Origin of the sequence: Cellulosimicrobium funkei (genome assembly GCF_001019615.1) — a bacterium.
In the GTDB taxonomy this organism is placed as follows: Bacteria; Actinomycetota; Actinomycetes; order Actinomycetales; family Cellulomonadaceae; genus Cellulosimicrobium; species Cellulosimicrobium cellulans_E.
Genome location: NZ_JNBQ01000014.1, coordinates 65,862 through 82,320, shown reverse-complemented (window position 1 = coordinate 82,320; position 16,459 = coordinate 65,862). Strand labels below are relative to the sequence as shown.

Annotated in this window: 15 protein-coding genes; 9 read left to right on the top strand and 6 right to left on the bottom strand. The window is 74.1% G+C overall.

Annotated features, from left to right (window positions below):
• Nucleotides 1-458 (top strand): NYN domain-containing protein (locus FB00_RS12100; protein ID WP_047233164.1); only part of this gene is annotated, 458 nt, incomplete at its 5' end.
• Nucleotides 459-525: 67 nt separating this feature from the next.
• On the opposite strand, the gene FB00_RS12095 is transcribed toward FB00_RS12100, so the two are convergent.
• Nucleotides 526-2,343, bottom strand: a complete 1,818-nt coding sequence (locus FB00_RS12095) for an AMP-dependent synthetase/ligase (RefSeq protein ID WP_047233163.1) — start codon at nt 2,341-2,343, stop codon at nt 526-528.
• Between the two features lie 260 nt (nt 2,344-2,603).
• Between FB00_RS12095 and FB00_RS12090 the strand changes: the two genes are divergently transcribed.
• On the top strand, nt 2,604-3,551 hold the full coding sequence (locus tag FB00_RS12090; protein WP_047233162.1) for an ROK family glucokinase: 948 nt from the start codon (nt 2,604-2,606) through the stop codon (nt 3,549-3,551).
• Nucleotides 3,552-3,606: 55 nt separating this feature from the next.
• On the opposite strand, the gene FB00_RS21140 is transcribed toward FB00_RS12090, so the two are convergent.
• The gene (locus FB00_RS21140) at nt 3,607-4,239 is read right to left on the bottom strand and encodes a hypothetical protein (RefSeq protein WP_052877628.1); all 633 of its coding nucleotides are present in this window, start codon (nt 4,237-4,239) and stop codon (nt 3,607-3,609) included.
• A 57-nt stretch (nt 4,240-4,296) separates the two neighbouring features.
• Here FB00_RS21140 and FB00_RS12080 point away from each other — a divergent pair, with 57 nt between their 5' ends.
• From FB00_RS12080 to FB00_RS12070, 3 genes are all read left to right on the top strand, one after another.
• Nucleotides 4,297-5,082, top strand: coding sequence for a lysophospholipid acyltransferase family protein (locus tag FB00_RS12080; RefSeq protein WP_231581824.1), 786 nt, complete (start codon nt 4,297-4,299; stop codon nt 5,080-5,082).
• 125 nt (nt 5,083-5,207) lie between these two features.
• The gene (locus tag FB00_RS12075) at nt 5,208-6,434 is read left to right on the top strand and encodes a pyrophosphate--fructose-6-phosphate 1-phosphotransferase (RefSeq protein ID WP_047233161.1); all 1,227 of its coding nucleotides are present in this window, start codon (nt 5,208-5,210) and stop codon (nt 6,432-6,434) included.
• Between the two features lie 13 nt (nt 6,435-6,447).
• Nucleotides 6,448-7,797, top strand: a complete 1,350-nt coding sequence (locus FB00_RS12070; protein ID WP_047233160.1) for a class II 3-deoxy-7-phosphoheptulonate synthase — start codon at nt 6,448-6,450, stop codon at nt 7,795-7,797.
• A gap of 67 nt (nt 7,798-7,864) precedes the next feature.
• Here FB00_RS12070 and pknB read toward each other — a convergent pair whose 3' ends face one another.
• A complete protein-coding gene (gene pknB / locus FB00_RS12065; protein WP_047233159.1) occupies nt 7,865-9,892 on the bottom strand; it encodes a Stk1 family PASTA domain-containing Ser/Thr kinase in 2,028 nt (675 codons plus the stop codon).
• 92 nt (nt 9,893-9,984) lie between these two features.
• Between pknB and FB00_RS12060 the strand changes: the two genes are divergently transcribed.
• On the top strand, nt 9,985-10,410 hold the full coding sequence (locus tag FB00_RS12060; RefSeq protein ID WP_047233158.1) for an Rv2175c family DNA-binding protein: 426 nt from the start codon (nt 9,985-9,987) through the stop codon (nt 10,408-10,410).
• A 42-nt stretch (nt 10,411-10,452) separates the two neighbouring features.
• Here the strand turns inward: FB00_RS12060 and FB00_RS12055 are convergent, their stop codons facing one another.
• Entirely contained in the window at nt 10,453-11,631 is a 1,179-nt protein-coding gene (locus tag FB00_RS12055; RefSeq protein ID WP_331386742.1) for a polyprenyl synthetase family protein, read from the bottom strand.
• A gap of 55 nt (nt 11,632-11,686) precedes the next feature.
• Nucleotides 11,687-12,259: a hypothetical protein gene (locus FB00_RS12050; RefSeq protein ID WP_156186390.1), complete on the bottom strand. Its 573-nt coding sequence runs from the start codon at nt 12,257-12,259 to the stop codon at nt 11,687-11,689.
• Between the two features lie 151 nt (nt 12,260-12,410).
• Here FB00_RS12050 and FB00_RS12045 point away from each other — a divergent pair, with 151 nt between their 5' ends.
• The 3 genes from FB00_RS12045 to FB00_RS12035 all read left to right on the top strand — a co-directional run bounded on the left by FB00_RS12045 (nt 12,411) and on the right by FB00_RS12035 (nt 15,922).
• The gene (locus tag FB00_RS12045) at nt 12,411-13,586 is read left to right on the top strand and encodes a DUF4192 domain-containing protein (protein ID WP_047233157.1); all 1,176 of its coding nucleotides are present in this window, start codon (nt 12,411-12,413) and stop codon (nt 13,584-13,586) included.
• Between the two features lie 94 nt (nt 13,587-13,680).
• Nucleotides 13,681-14,082 carry a universal stress protein gene (locus FB00_RS12040; protein WP_047233156.1) on the top strand — a complete coding sequence of 134 codons (402 nt, stop codon included), beginning with the start codon at nt 13,681-13,683 and terminating at the stop codon, nt 14,080-14,082.
• A 271-nt stretch (nt 14,083-14,353) separates the two neighbouring features.
• Nucleotides 14,354-15,922 carry an RNA polymerase sigma factor gene (locus FB00_RS12035; protein ID WP_047233155.1) on the top strand — a complete coding sequence of 523 codons (1,569 nt, stop codon included), beginning with the start codon at nt 14,354-14,356 and terminating at the stop codon, nt 15,920-15,922.
• 190 nt (nt 15,923-16,112) lie between these two features.
• On the opposite strand, the gene FB00_RS12030 is transcribed toward FB00_RS12035, so the two are convergent.
• On the bottom strand, nt 16,113-16,325 hold the full coding sequence (locus tag FB00_RS12030) for a DUF7455 domain-containing protein (protein WP_021479923.1): 213 nt from the start codon (nt 16,323-16,325) through the stop codon (nt 16,113-16,115).
• Nucleotides 16,326-16,459 lie beyond the last annotated feature (134 nt).

Here is a 16,459-nt window from a genome sequence, read left to right as displayed (position 1 = left end):
TGCCGGGTGCCGCCGCGCGACCGCGGCCCGGGTCGCGCGGGCGCGCGGCGGACGACCCCGCGCTGCTCGGCGACCTCCTCTCCGTCCCGCGCACCCACCTCGTCGTCGACGGCTACAACGTGACCAAGACCGGCTTCGGCGAGCTCACGCTCGCCGCGCAGCGCGACCGGCTCCTCAGCGGGCTCCTGCGCGTCGCGGCGGGAGGCACCGAGGTCACGGTGTGCTTCGACGGCGCCGACGCCGCCGCCCGGCCGGTGCACGCCCCGCGCGGCGTGCGCGTGCTCTTCTCGTCGGGGGAGATCGCCGACGACCTCATCCGCCGCCTGGTCGCCGCCGAGCCCGCGGGCCGACCGGTCGTCGTCGTGACGAGCGACCGCGCGGTGTCGGACGACGTGCAGGCGATGGGCGCGGTGTGCGTCCCGGCGCAGGCGCTCCTCGCGCGGCTCGCGCGCCGCTGAAACGACGACGGCCCTCCCCGGCGGGTGCCGGGGAGGGCCGTGCGGGCGTCGTCGACGACGTCGAGCGTCAGCGGACCGGGGCGGGCCCGTCCACGTAGATCGCCTCCACGTCGGCCGCGAAGTCCTTGAGCACCTCGCTGCGCTTCACCTTGAGCGACGGCGTGAGGTAGCCGTTCTCGACGGTGAAGTCGGTGGTGAGCACGGTGAACTTGCGGATGGACTCGGCCCGCGACACGGCCTGGTTGGCGCGCGTCACGGCGGCGTCGAGGGCGGCGAGGACGTCGGGGTCCTTGGCCGCGTCCTCGATCGACATCGGCTCCTTGCCGTGCATGCTCGCCCAGCCCGGCAGCCCCTCGGGGTCGAGCGTGACGAGCGCGCCGATGAACGGCTTCTGGTCGCCGACGACGACGCACTGGGAGACCAGGGCGTGGGCGCGGATCCGGTCCTCGAGGACGGCGGGCGCGACGTTCTTGCCGCCCGCGGTCACGATGATCTCCTTCTTGCGGCCCGTGATGCGCAGGAACCCGTCCTCGTCGAGCGAGCCGAGGTCGCCCGTGCGGAACCAGCCGTCGACGAACGCGTCCGCCGTGGCCTGCTCGTTGTTGTGGTAGCCGCGGAAGATGTGGTCGCCCTTGAGCAGGATCTCGCCGTCCTCGGCGATGCGCGCCGCGCAGCCGGGGAGCTGCTCGCCGACGGTCCCGATCTTCGTGGTCGCGGGGCGGTTGACGCTCGTGGGCGCCGTCGACTCCGTGAGCCCGTAGCCCTCGAGGATGCGCACGCCGATGCCCCGGTAGAAGTGCCCCAGCCGCTCGCCGAGCGGCGCGCCGCCGGACACCGCGTACTTGGCGCGGCCGCCGAGCGCGTGGCGGAGCTTCTTGAACACGAGCGCGTCGGCGACCTTGTGCTGGAGGCGCAGCCCGATACCGGGGCCGGACGGCTCGTCGAGCGCGCGCGAGTACGCGATCGCCGTCGCGGCGGCCCAGTGGAAGATCTTCAGCTTGCCGCCCGCGGCGGCCTTCTGCTCGGACGAGTTGTAGACCTTCTCGAACACGCGCGGCACCGAGAGGATGTACGTCGGCTTGAAGGTGCCGAGGTCGTCGAGCAGCGTCTTCGTGTCGGGCGTGTGTCCCAGCACCGTCCCGCCGGCGACGACGAGCACGCCGATGAACCGCGCGAACACGTGCGCGAGCGGCATGAAGAGCAGCGTGCGACCGCCCGGCTCGCCGAACACCTCGGGCACCGCCTTCACGGCGTTGACCGTGAGCGAGTAGAAGTTCTGGTGCGTGAGCTCCGCGCCCTTGGGGCGCCCGGTCGTGCCCGACGTGTAGATGATCGTGGCGACGTCGGCGAGGTTCGCCAGGCCGCGCCGGCGCTCGATCTCGGCGTCCTCCACCGCGGCACCGTCGGCCGTGAGGGTCGCGATCGCTCCGGAGTCGATGGCGAGGACACCGCCGAGCGCGGGCACCTGGTCGCGCACCTCCCCGACGGTCGCGGCGTGCGCCTCGGTCTCGACGACGAGCAGCCGGACGTCGGCGTCCGAGAGGATCCACTGCACCTGCTCGGCGCTCGACGTCTCGTAGAGCGGCACCGGAACGGCGCCGGCCGCCCACGTGGCCCAGTCGAGGAGCGTCCACTCGTAGCGCGTGCGCGACATGATGCCCACGTGGTCGCCCGGCTGGATGCCGCGCGCGACGAGCCCCTTCGCCACGGCGACGACCTCGGCGTCGAACCCGCGGGCGCTGAGGGCCTGCCACGCACCGTCGGTGCCGACGCGGCGCTCGACCATCGGCGCCGCCGGGTCGGCCGCGACGCGGCTCGCGAGCAGGTCGTTGAGGTTCTTCGAGGGATCGACTTCGACGATCCGTGGGGCGCTGATCTCGTCCATTCTGGCTCCAGTGGCAGTAGTCGACGGTGGGAGAACCCTACCCAGTGGCGGTGTGTGCCCGGGACCTGTCGATGTCGGTAGGCTTCAGGTGCTGTGCGCTGCTTGCGCAACGTTTCGCGCGGGCGCGGAGTTCCGGCAGGACGACCCGGGCGCGGGGTCGCGAGCCGTCGTCGTGCGTCGCCCGTGCGCGGGCAGCACTCGCAGCGTGAGGCTTCCAGTCAGCGGTTCATCAGCGGTTACCGAGCGAGTGAGGACGGGACATGCACGCCATCGGTGTGGACATCGGCGGGACGAAGATCGCGGCCGGGGTCGTCGACGAGAAGGGCGAGATCCTCGTCCAGACGCGCCGCGACACCGAGCCCGACGACGTCGCGAGCATCGACCGTGCCATCGCCGACGTGTATGCCGAGCTGACCGCCGAGCACGAGGTGGGCGCCATGGGACTGGCCGCGGCCGGCTTCGTCAGCCCCGACCGCACGTCCGTGCTCTTCGCGCCGAACATCGCGTGGCGCGAGTACCCCCTCGCGAGGAACGTGCGCGAGCTCATCGGGGACACCGACGTGCCGATCGTCGTCGAGAACGACGCGAACGCGGCGGGCTGGGCGGAGTTCCAGTTCGGCGTCGGCCGCGACGCGACCGACATGCTCATGCTCACGGTCGGGACCGGACTCGGTGGTGCGATCGTCGTGGACCGCGAGCTCGTGCGCGGCAAGTGGGGCGTCGCCGCCGAGGTGGGGCACATGCGCGTCGTCCCGGGCGGGCACTACTGCGGCTGCGGCCACGAGGGCTGCTGGGAGCAGTACGCGTCCGGGCGCGCCCTGGTGCGCGACGGGCAGAACGCGCTCATCGCCCAGCCGGACCGCGCGACGCGCCTCCTGGAGATCTGCGGCGGCGACCCGGACAAGCTCAACGGCCCCCAGATCACCCAGGCCGCTCAGGAGGGCGACGACCTCGCGGTCGAGCTGCTCGCCAACCTCGGCCGCTGGATCGGCGAGGGCGCGGCCTCGGTGACGGCGCTGCTCGACCCCGAGCTCATCGTGATCGGCGGCGGCGTCGGCGCGGCCGGCGACCTGCTGCTCCAGCCCGTGCGCCGCGCGTTCGCGGACCAGCTCTCCGCGCGCGGCCACCGTCCCGAGGCGCGCATCGAGCTCGCCGAGCACGGCAACGAGGCCGGGATCGTCGGCGCGGCGGACCTCGCGCGCCGCTGAGCCTCCGTCGACGGCCGCGGACCGGCGACCATCCGGTCCTGACGGGGCCCGGGCGTCAGACGACGGCGCCCGGGCCCTCGTCGTCGTCGTCCCGGCGGTGGGGCATGCGCCAGAGCAGGATCGCGAGCCCGGCGAGGAACGCCCCGCCGCCCACCTGCGCGACGATCACCGGGTACGGACGCACCACGACGAGCACGACCAGCAGCAGGATCGGCACGCCGACGACCAGGGCCCACGCCATGGTGAGGAGCGGGTCGCGGCCGAGCACGAGCGGCGGGTCGGGCGGCACGAAGTGGCTCTCGGCCTCCTCGAGGTCCTCGACGTCCGGCGTCGTCGGCCAGTCGCGGGGACCGCTGGTGCGGACCCACGGCGCGACCGGCACCGACCCGAGCACGTCGCGGCCCTCGCGCGGCGACGGCGCGGACCCGTCCGGAGCGTCGGCGGGCCCTTCTCCGTCCTCGGCGCTGCGCCCGGCGTCGCGGTCGAGGTCGGACAGGTCGGAGAGCTCGGCCACGATGCCGGCCCACTGCGCGTCGACGTCGAGGGCCGGCTCGTGCGGCGCATCGTCCTGCCGGGCACCCGCGTCGTCGGGACCGGGGCGCTCCGGGCCCCGCGACGCGTCGTCGGGCGTGGGGTCGGGTGCGTCGTCGGGCTGCGGGGAGTCCGGCTGGGCGTTCGGTGCGGCCATAGGAATCACTCTAGAGTCGGATGCACGTCCCGCGCCGGGACCCCGCGAGGAGGAACGTTGTTCTACTGGTTCATGAAGCAGGTGATGGTCGGCCCGATCCTGCGGGTCCTGTACCGTCCCTGGACGCGGGGCGTCGAGCACGTGCCGGACGAGGGGGGTGCGATCCTCGCGAGCAACCACCTCGCGGTCATCGACTCCTTCATCCTGCCGCTCGTCCTCGACCGCAAGGTGCAGTTCCTCGGCAAGTCCGACTACTTCACGGGCACGGGGGTCAAGGGGCGCCTGACGGCCGGGTTCATGCGGGGCGTCGGCACGATCCCCGTCGACCGGGCCGGGGGCAAGGCGAGCGAGGCCGCGCTCGAGACCGGCCTGCGCGTCCTGCGCGAGGGGGACCTGTTCGGCATCTACCCCGAGGGCACGCGCAGCCCGGACGGTCGGCTGTACCGCGGCAAGACGGGCGTCGCGCGCCTCGCGCTCGAGTCGGGCGCGCCCGTGGTGCCGGTCGCGATGGTGGGCACGAACATCGCCCAGCCGATCGGCAAGGTCATCCCCAAGCCCATGCGCATCGGGGTCGTCATCGGGGAGCCGCTCGACTTCTCGCGGTACCGCGGCATGGAGAACGACCGCTTCATCCTGCGCGCCGTCGCCGACGAGATCCAGTACGCGATCATGCGGCTCTCCGGCCAGGAGTACGTCGACATCTACGCCGCGACGGCCAAGGCGCGGCTCGCCGCGGGGCACACCGAGTCCGAGGAGGCGGGCGGGGCGCCCGGCGGCCGCCCGGCTCCCGACGTCCAGGTCCCGGAACCGCCGCCGGAGCCCGGCGCGACGTCAGTAGACTGAGCGACGGCCGGTCGCGCAGTGCTCGTGGTACCCCTCGCGGGGTTCGTGCCCGCCGCCGTCGCCGCCACCCCGCCGGACCGCGTCCGTCCGGCCAGGATCCGTCCTACGAGAGGTTCTGAGTTCACATGTCGGTTCGTCGCGTCGCCCTCCTCACCGCGGGCGGTTTCGCCCCGTGCCTGTCCTCCGCCGTCGGGGGTCTCATCGAGCGGTACACGGAGCTCGACCCGGAGATCGAGATCATCGCCTACCAGTACGGCTACCACGGCCTGCTGACCGGCACGAAGATCGTGGTGGACGAGGAGGGTCGCAAGCAGGCCGGCATCCTGCACCGCTTCGGCGGGTCGCCGATCGGCAACTCGCGCGTCAAGCTCACCAACGCGGCCGACTGCGTCAAGCGCGGCCTCGTCGAGGAGGGTCAGGACCCGCTGCAGGTCGCCGCGGAGCAGCTCAAGGCGGACGGCGTCGACGTCCTGCACACGATCGGCGGTGACGACACGAACACGACCGCGGCCGACCTCGCCGCGTACCTCCACGAGAACGGCTACGAGCTCACCGTCGTGGGCCTGCCGAAGACCATCGACAACGACGTGATCCCGATCCGTCAGTCGCTCGGCGCGTGGACCGCGGCCGAGGAGGCCGCGGGCTTCGCGGCGAACGTCATCGGCGAGCACCGCTCGGGCCCGCGCATGCTCATCGTGCACGAGGTCATGGGACGGCACTGCGGGTGGCTCACCGCCGCGTCCGCGGCCGAGTACCGCAAGTGGCTCGACGCGCAGGAGTGGGCCCCGGCCCTCGGCCTGTCGCGCGAGCGCTGGGACGTCCACGCCGTCTTCCTGCCGGAGCTCGCGCTCGACATCGACGCCGAGGCCGAGCGCCTCAAGGCGATCATGGACGAGCAGGGGAACGTCAACATCTTCCTGTCCGAGGGCGCCGGCATGCACGAGATCGTCGCGCAGCTCGAGGCGGCCGGCGAGGAGGTCCAGCGCGACCCGTTCGGCCACGTCAAGCTCGACACCGTCAACCCGGGCCAGTGGTTCGCCAAGCAGTTCGCCGACAAGCTGGGCGCCGAGAAGGTCATGGTCCAGAAGTCCGGCTACTTCTCGCGCGCCGCGGCCGCGAACGCCGAGGACCTGCGCCTCATCAAGTCGATGACCGACCTCGCGGTCGAGTGCGCGCTGCGCGGAGAGTCCGGCGTCATCGGGCACGACGAGGAGAACGGCGACCGCCTGCGCGCGATCGAGTTCCCGCGCATCGCCGGCGGCAAGGCGTTCGACGTCACGCAGCAGTGGTTCGGCGAGCTCCTCGAGGGCATCGGCCAGCCGCTCGTCGCCGCGGCACCCGCCGCGCACTGACCCGGGCAGCGGGATGACCACCACGAGCGAGCCGGGGACCGACGCCGGGCTCGACCACTTCCGCACGCTCGTCGCGCTCCAGCAGCCGACGTGGCCGGACGAGGCGGCGCTCGACGCCGTCCGGGACCGGCTCGCGGCCTCCGCGCCGCTCGTGGTGCCCGCCGCGGCCGACACGCTGCGCTCCCGCCTGGCCGCGGCCGGGCGGGGCGAGGCGTTCCTCCTCCAAGGGGGAGACTGCGCCGAGACGTTCGCCGAGGCGAACGCCGACCGCATCCGCAACAAGATCCGCACGATCCTCCAGATGGCGGTCATCCTCACGCACGGGGCGAGCATGCCCGTCGTGAAGATGGGCCGCATGGCCGGGCAGTACGCGAAGCCGCGCAGCTCCGACTCGGAGACGCGCGACGGCGTGACGCTGCCCGCGTACCGCGGCGACATGATCAACGGCCACGCGTTCACCCCCGAGGCGCGTGTGCCCGACCCGGAGCGCCTCGTGCAGGCGTACCAGATCTCGTCGGCCACGTGGAACGTCGTGCGGGCCTTCACGACCGGCGGGTTCGCCGACCTGCGCCAGGTCCACGAGTGGAACCGCGGGTTCATGCGCAATCCCGCCTACGCGCGCTACGAGCAGACGGCGTCGGAGATCGACCGCGCGATCCGCTTCATGGACGCGTGCGGCGCCGACTTCGACGCGCTGCGCACGGTCGAGTTCTTCGTGAGCCACGAGGCCCTCGTCCTGGACTACGAGCGCGCGCTCACGCGCCGCGACACGCGCACGGGCGACGCGTACGACACGTCGGCCCACTTCCTGTGGATCGGCGAGCGCACGCGCCAGCTCGACGGCGCGCACGTCGACTTCCTGTCGCGCGTCGCGAACCCGATCGGCGTCAAGCTCGGGCCGACCACGACGCCCGACGTCGCGCTCGAGCTCGCGCACCGGCTCAACCCGGACGACGTCGAGGGTCGCCTGACGTTCGTCACACGCATGGGCGCGGGCAACGTGCGCGACGCGCTGCCGCCGCTCGTCGAGGCCGTGTCCCGGGCGGGAGTGCCCGTCACGTGGGTCACCGACCCGATGCACGGCAACACGATCACGTCCGCGAGCGGCTACAAGACGCGTCGCTTCGACGACGTGCTCGACGAGGTCCGCGGGTTCTTCGAGGTGCACCGTGCCGCGGGCACCGTCCCGGGCGGGCTGCACGTCGAGCTCACGGGCGACGACGTCACCGAGGTGCTGGGTGGCAGCGAGGAGATCGACGACGCGGGCCTGGCCCTGCGCTACGAGACCCTGGTCGACCCGCGCCTCAACCACCAGCAGTCGCTGGAGATGGCGTTCCAGGTCGCGGAGATGCTGCGCCGTTGAGGGACTGCCGCTGAGGGACTGCCGCTGAGGACCGCAGCTGAGGACGCCGCTGCCGGTCGCCGTCGCGTCAGAAGACGTTGATGACGATCGTCGAGCCCTTGGGCGCGGTGCGGCCGTCCCCGCCCGGCGGGTCCTGGGCGTAGACGATGTTGAGCGGGCTGATGCCCTGCGGGTGGCGGACCTCGACCTCGAAGCCCGCGTCGCGCAGGGCCTTCTCGGCCGCCTTGACGTTGGTGCCGTAGGTGTCGGGCACCTCGACGAGCGGGGGGCCGAGCGAGACGACGACGTTCACCGTGTCCGTCCGGTGCGCGTCGCTGCCCTGCTCGGGGTCCTGGCGGATCACGAGACCCGCGGCGACGGACTCGGAGTACTCCTCGGTGACCGCGGGCTCGAGGCCCTGGTCCTCCAGGGCCTTGATCGCGGCGTCCTTCTGGGAGCCCGTGACCTGCGGGACGACGACGGGCGCCGGGCCGGACGAGACCGTGAGCACGACGGGAACGTCGTGCCGGATCGTGGCGCCCTCCTCGATCGGGTTGCCGTCGCCGTCCGTGACCGCCATGACCTGGCCCTCCGGGACCTCGTCGTGCGCCTTCGCGACGGGATCGCCGACCGTCAGGTCCGCGCCCTCCAGCGCGGACGTGGCGTCCACCTGCGTGGCGCCCACGAGGCCGGTCGGCACCGTGAGCATCCGGACGCCCTTCGAGACGACGAGCTGGACGCTCCCGTCCTTGCGCACCGGCTCGCCGGACGGAGGGTCGGTCTCGACGACGGCGCCCTCGGGCACGGTGTCGTCGTAGCGCTCCTCGACCGTGTGGTCGAGGTTCGCGCCGTCGAGGATCGCTGCGGCCTCGGTGCGGGACACCTCGACGAGGCCGTCGGGGACCTGCGTGTACGCGCCCGGGCCGGACGAGAACCACCAGGCCGCGCCGCCACCGACGCCCGCGAGGACGAGCAGCACGACCAGCGACCAGACGAGGGCACGGCCCCGGCCGCGGCCTCGGGCCGTGGCCGGGGGAGCCGGAGGCGGTGGCGGGCCCGGCCGTGTCGTCGGGGCGACGACGTGCCCCACGGCGAGCGGCTCCGTGAGGCCGGCGGCCTCACGGTCCTGGAGGCTGAGCGCGGCGAGGGGCGCCGTCGCCGCCGCACGGTGCTCCGCCGTCGGGCCGGGTTCCGCGCCTCGGGCGGGGTCGACGACGCCCGCGGCCGCGGGCGGCTCGACGCGCCGCTCGAGGTCGGCCGGGTCGAGCGCCGCCCGGACCGAGCGGACGAGCGCGAGGGCGGCGCCGGCGTCGGCCGGGCGGTCCGCGGGGTCGCGCGCGGCGAGCGCGCACAGCAGGTCGTCGACCTCCGGCGGGATCCACGGGGCGACGTCCGAGGGCGGCGGCACGTCGTTGTTGACGTGCTGGAACGCGACCTGGATGGGCGTCGTGCCGGTGTGCGGGACCGTGCCCAGCAGCATCTCGTAGGCGAGGATCCCCACGGCGTAGACGTCGGTCCGCGCGTCGCACGCGCCCGTCGCGATGAGCTCGGGGGAGAGGTAGGCGACGGTCCCGAGGATGGTGCCGGTCGTCGTCGCCGTGACCTCGTTGACCGCGCGCGCGAGCCCGAAGTCGGTGACCTTGAGCCGCCCCTCGGTGTCGACCAGCACGTTCTCCGGCTTGATGTCGCGGTGCACCAGCCCGGCGCGGTGGGCGGCGGCGAGAGCGTCGAGGACGTCCTCGAGCACGTCGAGCGTGCGGCCGAGCGGCAGCGTGCGCTCCGTGAGCATCGCGCGGCGCAGGTTCGAGCCCGCCACGTACTCCATCGTGAGGTAGCTCGTGTCGCCGTCGAGCCCCTGGTCGTACACGGCGACGAGACCGGGGTGCGTGAGGCGGGCCGCCGCGCGCGCCTCCCGGCGGAAGCGCGAGACGAAGTCGGCGCCCGACGCACCCTCGGCGAGGTGGGCGTGCATGACCTTGAGCGCGACCTCGCGCTCGAGCCGCCGGTCGACGGCCAGGTAGACCGTCGCCATGCCGCCTCGCGCGATGCGCGAGACGACCTCGTACCGCCCGTCGACCAGGCGGCCGACGAGGGGATCGGTCGTCACGGTGGCCACGGGGAGAGTCTAGGTGGCCGGGCGTCGCGATCCGGTGAGCGCGGGCGCGCACGGCGTGGTCGTCGTGTGGAGGCACGCCGTAGGCTTGCCCGGTGACCGACCGTGACCCCAGCCCCCGCCCGACCCTCGACGACCTGGTCGGCGAGTGGCTGACCCTCCCCGACGTCGCCGAGGCGCTCGGCACGGACGTCGGCAAGGTGCGCCGGATCGTCCAGGAGCGCCGCGTCGTCGGCGTGAAGCGCGGCGAGCGGACGACGTTCCAGATCCCCGCTCGGTTCCTCGTGCCGCTGCACCTCGTCGACCCGGCGAACGCCGGCCGTCCGGACGAGAGCGGCCGCGTCGGCGTCCTGTCGAGCCTCCAGGGCACGATCGTCGTGCTCACCGACGCCGGCTTCGACGACGCCGAGATCCTCGAGTGGCTGTTCGCGCCGCACGCCGAGCTGGGGGAGCCTCCGTTGGACACGCTCCTGAGCGGCCACAAGGCGCGCGTGCGGCGCGTCGCGCAGTCCGAGCTCTGACCCGCTCGTCCGACGCGCTCGGCCGACCTGCCCGACCCGGCGTCAGGCGGTGCGCTCGACGGCGGCCCGCGCGAGCAGCCCGAGCATCGCGGCCCCGGGCTCGTCGAGCCCCGCGCCGGCGAGGGCCGACGACGCCCGGTCGGTGAGCTCGGCGATGAGCGACTCCACGGCGTCGCGCGCACCGGTCTCGACGAGCACGGCGCGCAGCTCCTCGACCGTGCCCGCGTCGAGGTCCGGGTCGCCCAGGTGCGTGAGCAGGAGGTCGCGCTGCGCGGGCGTCGCCGCGGCGAGCGCGCGCACGACGAGCACCGTGCGCTTGCCCTCGCGCAGGTCGTCGCCCGCGGGCTTGCCCGTGACGCGCGCGTCCCCGAACACGCCGAGCACGTCGTCGCGGAGCTGGAACGCCTCGCCCACGGGCAGCCCGAACGCGCTCGTCGCGGCGACGGCGGCCTCGTCAGCCCCGGCGAGCGCGGCGCCGAGCGCGATCGGGTGCTCGACGCTGTAGCGCGCCGACTTCGACCGGATCACGGCCCGCGCGCGCAGCTCGTCGGCCGCGGGGTCGTCGCCCCACGGCAGCACCTGCGCCTGCACGTCGAGGTACTGCCCCACGATCACCTCGGTCTGCATGCGCCCGAACACGACGCGCGACCGCGTCGCGACGTCGGCGGGGAGGGCGTCGAGCGCGTCGCCCAGCTCGCGGTGGCTCGCGATGAGCGCGAGGTCTCCGAGCAGGATCGCCGTGTTCTCGCCGTACCGGTCGGCGTCGCCCGACCAGCCGAGCGCGCGGTGCCGTGCCCCGAACGCGCGGTGCGCGGTCGGGTGCCCGCGCCGCGTGTCGGACGCGTCCATGACGTCGTCGTGGAAGAGCGCCGCGGCCTGGAACAGCTCGAGCGCCGCACCTGCGCGGAGCACGACGTCGCGATGCGGGCCGTCCGGGTCGCCGCCGTGCGCACGCCAGGACCAGTAGCAGAAGGCGGCGCGCAGGCGCTTGCCCCCGGCGACCAGCTCGTCCGTCGCGTCGGCGAGCGGGTCCGCGTCGGGGTGCGTGGAGGTGAGCTCGTCGCGCAGCGCGGCGGTCGTGACGTGCAGGGCCTCGTCGACCCCGGCGCGCACGCCCTCCCGGTCGACGAGGGCGATCGGGCTCGGGTCGGAGACGCTCGGGGTGGCCTCCGGGACGAGGGGCTCGGGCGAGGACGAGGTCGGCAGCGACGGGTTCGGCACGGGGGCAGCCTATGCGGTGCGGTCGCCCCGGGGCGTCGTACCACGGTCTGAGCCCTCAGCCGGCCGCGACCTGCCCGCTGATCGTCACCAGGCGCTCGGTCTCGTCGTCGAACACGCCGACGGCCAGCGACTCGGTGGGGGACTCGGGCGCCGGTGTCCGGACGAACGTCGTGAGGGACGTGAGCGCGCTCGGGACGCTGGAGGGCGACACCTCGAACCCGGCGGCGCCGAGCCCGTCGGTGTAGTAGGCGGTGAGGGCCTCGACGGGCTCCTCCGAGCGCAGGTTGAGGGTGACGTCGACGAGCGTGCCGTCCTCCGTGGGCCTGGCCGAGCTCGCGAGCACCTGGGCGCCCGGGGGGACCGTGACGAGCTCCGCCGGGAAGCCCTCCACGAGGTCGCCGACCGCCGACGCGGCGTCGTAGTCGGGCAGCGGCGTGCCCGGGACCCCGGCCGCCTCGGACGCGGGGGACTCCGGCGCACCGCGAGGCCCGGCGGCCCCCTGGACGTCGTCCAGGTCGGACCGGCAGCCCGCGAGCGTCGTGCCGAGCATCGCCACGACGAGGACGACGGCAGCAGCACGAGCGGACGGGTCCGCTCGACGCGCGCGGGCTCGGTTTCGTGGTGGCACGCGCACACCGTAGTCACCCGGGCGTCCGCGAGCCACCACCGCCCCCGGGGGTGGACCACAGGGCGCGTTCCGGGGCGTCGCCGGACGACGGGCGTCCACAGGCGTCCGCGCGCTCTCCCCGCGCGGCCCCGGGACGGGCTGGGATGGGCGCATGACCACCCTGATCCGGGCCCAGGGCCCGCGCGAGCTCCTCGCCTTCGTCCCCTACCGGCTCGGCTACCGACCGCAGGACAGCGTCGTCCTCGTCGGGCTGCGCCCGCCGCGCGGTCGGATCGGCCTCGTCGTCCGGGTCGACGTGACCGACGTCGCCGACCTCGAGCACGGCCCGCAGCTCGCGCGGTCCGTCGTCGGACACCTCGCCGCGGACGGCGCGGAACGGGTCGTGCTCGTCGTCTACACGGACGCCCCGCTGCGGTCCGGCGGCGCCGAGGCCGCCGTCGCGAGGGCCGCGGTCGAGCACTGCCGCGAGGCCGTCGAGCCGCACCACGGCCCGGTGGACGTCTGGGTCGTGGCGCCGAGCGGCTGGTACGCGCTCGACTGCGCCGAGGACGAGTGCTGCCCGCCGGGCGGGCGCCCGCTGCGCGAGCTCGAGTCGAGCGAGGTGGGCGCGCACATGGTCCTCGCCGGGGCGGCGCTCGCGGACTCGCGGGAGGAGGCGCTGCGGATCCCGCGCGCGGGTGCCGACGACCGGCGGCGTGCGGCGCGTGCCGCGCGGCGGGTCCGGGACCGCGCCCGCGGGGGCGGCCCGAACGACGCATGGGCCGGCCCGGACCCCGTCGCCCGCCGGGTCGAGAGCCTGGCCGAGTGGAACGCGGCGGTCGCCCGCGCGGCGCAGCACGAACGGGACCGTGCAGGGGGCCAGGCACCCGAGGCGCAGACCGGGGCGGGACTGCCTCCGGCCAGGGTCCTGGGCCGGCTCGCGGCCGGGCTCGAGGCCGTCCCGGTGCGCGACGCCGTGCTCGTCTCGCTCGTGCCCGCGACGGGCGACCTCGCGGACCGCACGGTGCGCGGCGGCGACGTCGACGCCGGGACGGCACGCGCGATCGCGTCGATCGTCGACCCGGCGGCGGGTCTGGCGCCCGACCCGGCCGTCACGGGACCGGCCCGCGCCGTGCTGGAGGCAGTCGTGGCGCACGCCCCGCGCGGGAGCACCGCGCCGGCGCTCACGCTCCTCGCGCTCATCGCCTGGTGGCACGGGGACGGCGGCCGGGCGGGACGCCGGCTCGACGAGGCGCTCGCGGAGGACCCGACGTACCGGCTCGCCCTCCTGCTGTCGAGCGCGCTCGACGCCGGTGTGCCGCCGGGCTGGATCCGCGCCGACGTGTGAGCCGCGGCGCGCGGGTTCGGGTAGGTTCGACCGCAACACGACCTGCGGTCGCCGCCCGCGGCCGGCCGCGCCCACGAGCCGTTCCGGAGGACACATGAGCGTCGTCGTCGCGCACCTGAGCACGCCCGAGGGCCGCGAGGCTCTCGACAGCGCGGCCACCGAGGCGGTCCGGCGCGGCACCGAGCTCGTGGTCGTGGTCACGGAGGGCTCGACGTCGACGCCCGAGCTCGCCGCCGCGCACGAGGACGACCTGCGCCGGGTCGAGGAGCGGCTCGAGGGGACGGGGACGACGCTGCGGCGTGAGCAGGGGACGTCCGACCTTGCCGACGACCTCGTGAGCGCGGCCGAGCGCGCCTCCGCGGACCTCATCGTCATCGGCCTGCGCCGCCGCAGCCCGGTCGGCAAGCTCATCCTCGGGTCGAACGCGCAGCGCATCCTGCTCGACGCGCCCTGCCCGGTGCTGGCCGTCAAGCCCGAGCGCGCCGCGGGGGCCTGAGCAGGGAATCTTCGCGGGTGCCCGGCCGTTGTACAGGCCAGGACCCGGGTGACGGACGTCGCCGAGACGTGGTGTGCGGGACCGCCGAGCGGCGGTCAGGTCCGACCTCACCCCGTGTCGCGGCGTCCGGTGCACGGATCGCCGGTACAATATAGGTATCCGCTAGAGCCCGACGACTCACCGTGAGAGTCCACGAGAAGCCCGCACTTCACGGTTCACGTCCCCGCTCCGGCGGCCCTACCGCCCCCCATGATTGCCGAAAGGTCGGTTTGTGGCGCCCTCAACCCCGATTTCCGCACTCCCGCGAGAGTTCGAGCACCCCGCCCTGCAGGAGCTCCTGCGGCGCGGCAGCGCGAACGGTCGCGTCGACGCCGAGAGCTTCCGCACCGCGTGCGAGCAGGCCGCCGTCAACGACGCCAAGCGGCTGAAGGCGGTCTTCCGCGCGCTCGCAGGCGCCGGCGTCGAGGTCGACATCCCGACCACGACGAAGGTCGCCGCGGCGGCGTCGCCGCGCAGCACGACGACGGCGCGCACCAAGCCCGCAGCGGCGAAGTCGACGTCGTCGACGACGCGTCGCGCGACGACCGCCACCCAGGCCGCCCCGGCGGCCGAGGGCGACGCCGCCGAGGCCGCGTCCTCCACCGGACCCGCGAAGCCCGCCGCGCGCAAGACCGCGGCGAAGGCCCCGGCCAAGGCGAAGGCGACGCCCGCGCGCGCCAAGAAGAAGGACGACGACGAGGACGACGCCGAGGTCGAGGTCGAGGACCTCGAGATCGACGTGACCGAGGACGAGGAGGACGCGGCCGCGGACTCGGGCGCGAAGAAGCCCGCCGCCGGCGCCGCGGCCGAGGAGCCCGAGGAGACGGGCTTCGTCGTGTCGGACGCCGACGAGGACGACGCGCCGGTCCAGCAGGTCGTCACCGCCGGTGCGACGGCCGACCCGGTCAAGGACTACCTCAAGCAGATCGGCAAGGTCGCGCTGCTGAACGCGGAGCAGGAGGTCGAGCTCGCGAAGCGGATCGAGGCCGGCCTGTTCGCGGAGGAGAAGCTCGCGGCCGAGGGTGACGACCTGGACCGCAAGCTCAAGCGTGAGCTGCAGTGGATCGCGCACGACGGCAAGCGGGCGAAGAACCACCTGCTGGAGGCGAACCTGCGTCTGGTGGTGTCGCTGGCCAAGCGGTACACGGGTCGCGGCATGCTGTTCCTGGACCTGATCCAGGAGGGCAACCTCGGTCTGATCCGTGCGGTCGAGAAGTTCGACTACACCAAGGGCTACAAGTTCTCGACGTACGCGACGTGGTGGATCCGGCAGGCGATCACGCGGGCGATGGCGGACCAGGCGCGCACGATTCGTATCCCGGTGCACATGGTCGAGGTCATCAACAAGCTCGCGCGTGTGCAGCGTCAGATGTTGCAGGACCTGGGTCGTGAGCCCACGCCGGAGGAGCTCGCCAAGGAGCTCGACATGACCCCGGAGAAGGTCGTCGAGGTCCAGAAGTACGGCCGCGAGCCCATCTCGCTGCACACGCCCCTCGGCGAGGACGGCGACAGCGAGTTCGGCGACCTCATCGAGGACTCCGAGGCGATCGTCCCGGCCGACGCCGTGAGCTTCACGCTCCTCCAGGAGCAGCTCCACCAGGTGCTCGACACCCTCAGCGAGCGCGAGGCGGGCGTCGTCTCGATGCGGTTCGGCCTGTCCGACGGGCAGCCCAAGACGCTCGACGAGATCGGCAAGGTCTACGGCGTGACGCGCGAGCGCATCCGGCAGATCGAGTCGAAGACCATGTCGAAGCTGCGGCACCCGAGCCGCTCGCAGGTCCTGCGCGACTACCTCGACTGACGTCCCGCCCTCGGGCGGCCGGCCCCAGCGGCCCGGCCGCCCCTGGCGGGAGCCGTCGAGACGCACGAAGGCCCCGAGGAGATCTCCTCGGGGCCTTCGTCGTGTCGTCGTCTGTCGGCCGCCGGACCGGGCGGTGGAGCCGGTCCTCCTGCCCCCGCTCGGGGCGAGGGGCGGCGGTGCGAGCGGCGCGTCAGCGCGCGCCGTGCTCCGCGAGCAGCTTGTCGGTCTCGTCCTGGATGGACGTCGCGAGGTCGGTGTAGGCGTCGGCGTGCGCCCGCGCGTGGTGGCCGCAGAACAGCAGCTCACCGCTCGGCAGGACCACGCGGACGTACGCCTGGGCCCCGCAGCGGTCGCAGCGGTCGGCCGCGGTCAGCGGTTCGGTGGTGGTCGTCGTAGCAGTCACATGAACATCAAACCATCCGCTCCTGAGGATTCGTCCCCCGCGGGCCCCTGGTTCGCTACCCGCGAAGCGCCTCGGGTCGTGCCAGGCCCGCGCGGTCCGTGCCGCCCCGCGCCCGGGGCCGGAGCTGCGCGCCC

What these genes read in the sequence shown, in the direction of transcription:
- FB00_RS12040 (WP_047233156.1), top strand. Translation starts at nt 13,681, where the DNA reads ATGAGCGTCGTCGTCGCGCACCTGAGCACGCCCGAGGGCCGCGAGGCT.
- FB00_RS12090 (WP_047233162.1), top strand. Translation starts at nt 2,604, where the DNA reads ATGCACGCCATCGGTGTGGACATCGGCGGGACGAAGATCGCGGCCGGG.
- FB00_RS12070 (WP_047233160.1), top strand. Translation starts at nt 6,448, where the DNA reads ATGACCACCACGAGCGAGCCGGGGACCGACGCCGGGCTCGACCACTTC.
- FB00_RS12045 (WP_047233157.1), top strand. Translation starts at nt 12,411, where the DNA reads ATGACCACCCTGATCCGGGCCCAGGGCCCGCGCGAGCTCCTCGCCTTC.
- FB00_RS12095 (WP_047233163.1), bottom strand. Translation starts at nt 2,343, where the DNA reads ATGGACGAGATCAGCGCCCCACGGATCGTCGAAGTCGATCCCTCGAAG.
- FB00_RS21140 (WP_052877628.1), bottom strand. Translation starts at nt 4,239, where the DNA reads ATGGCCGCACCGAACGCCCAGCCGGACTCCCCGCAGCCCGACGACGCA.
- FB00_RS12075 (WP_047233161.1), top strand. Translation starts at nt 5,208, where the DNA reads ATGTCGGTTCGTCGCGTCGCCCTCCTCACCGCGGGCGGTTTCGCCCCG.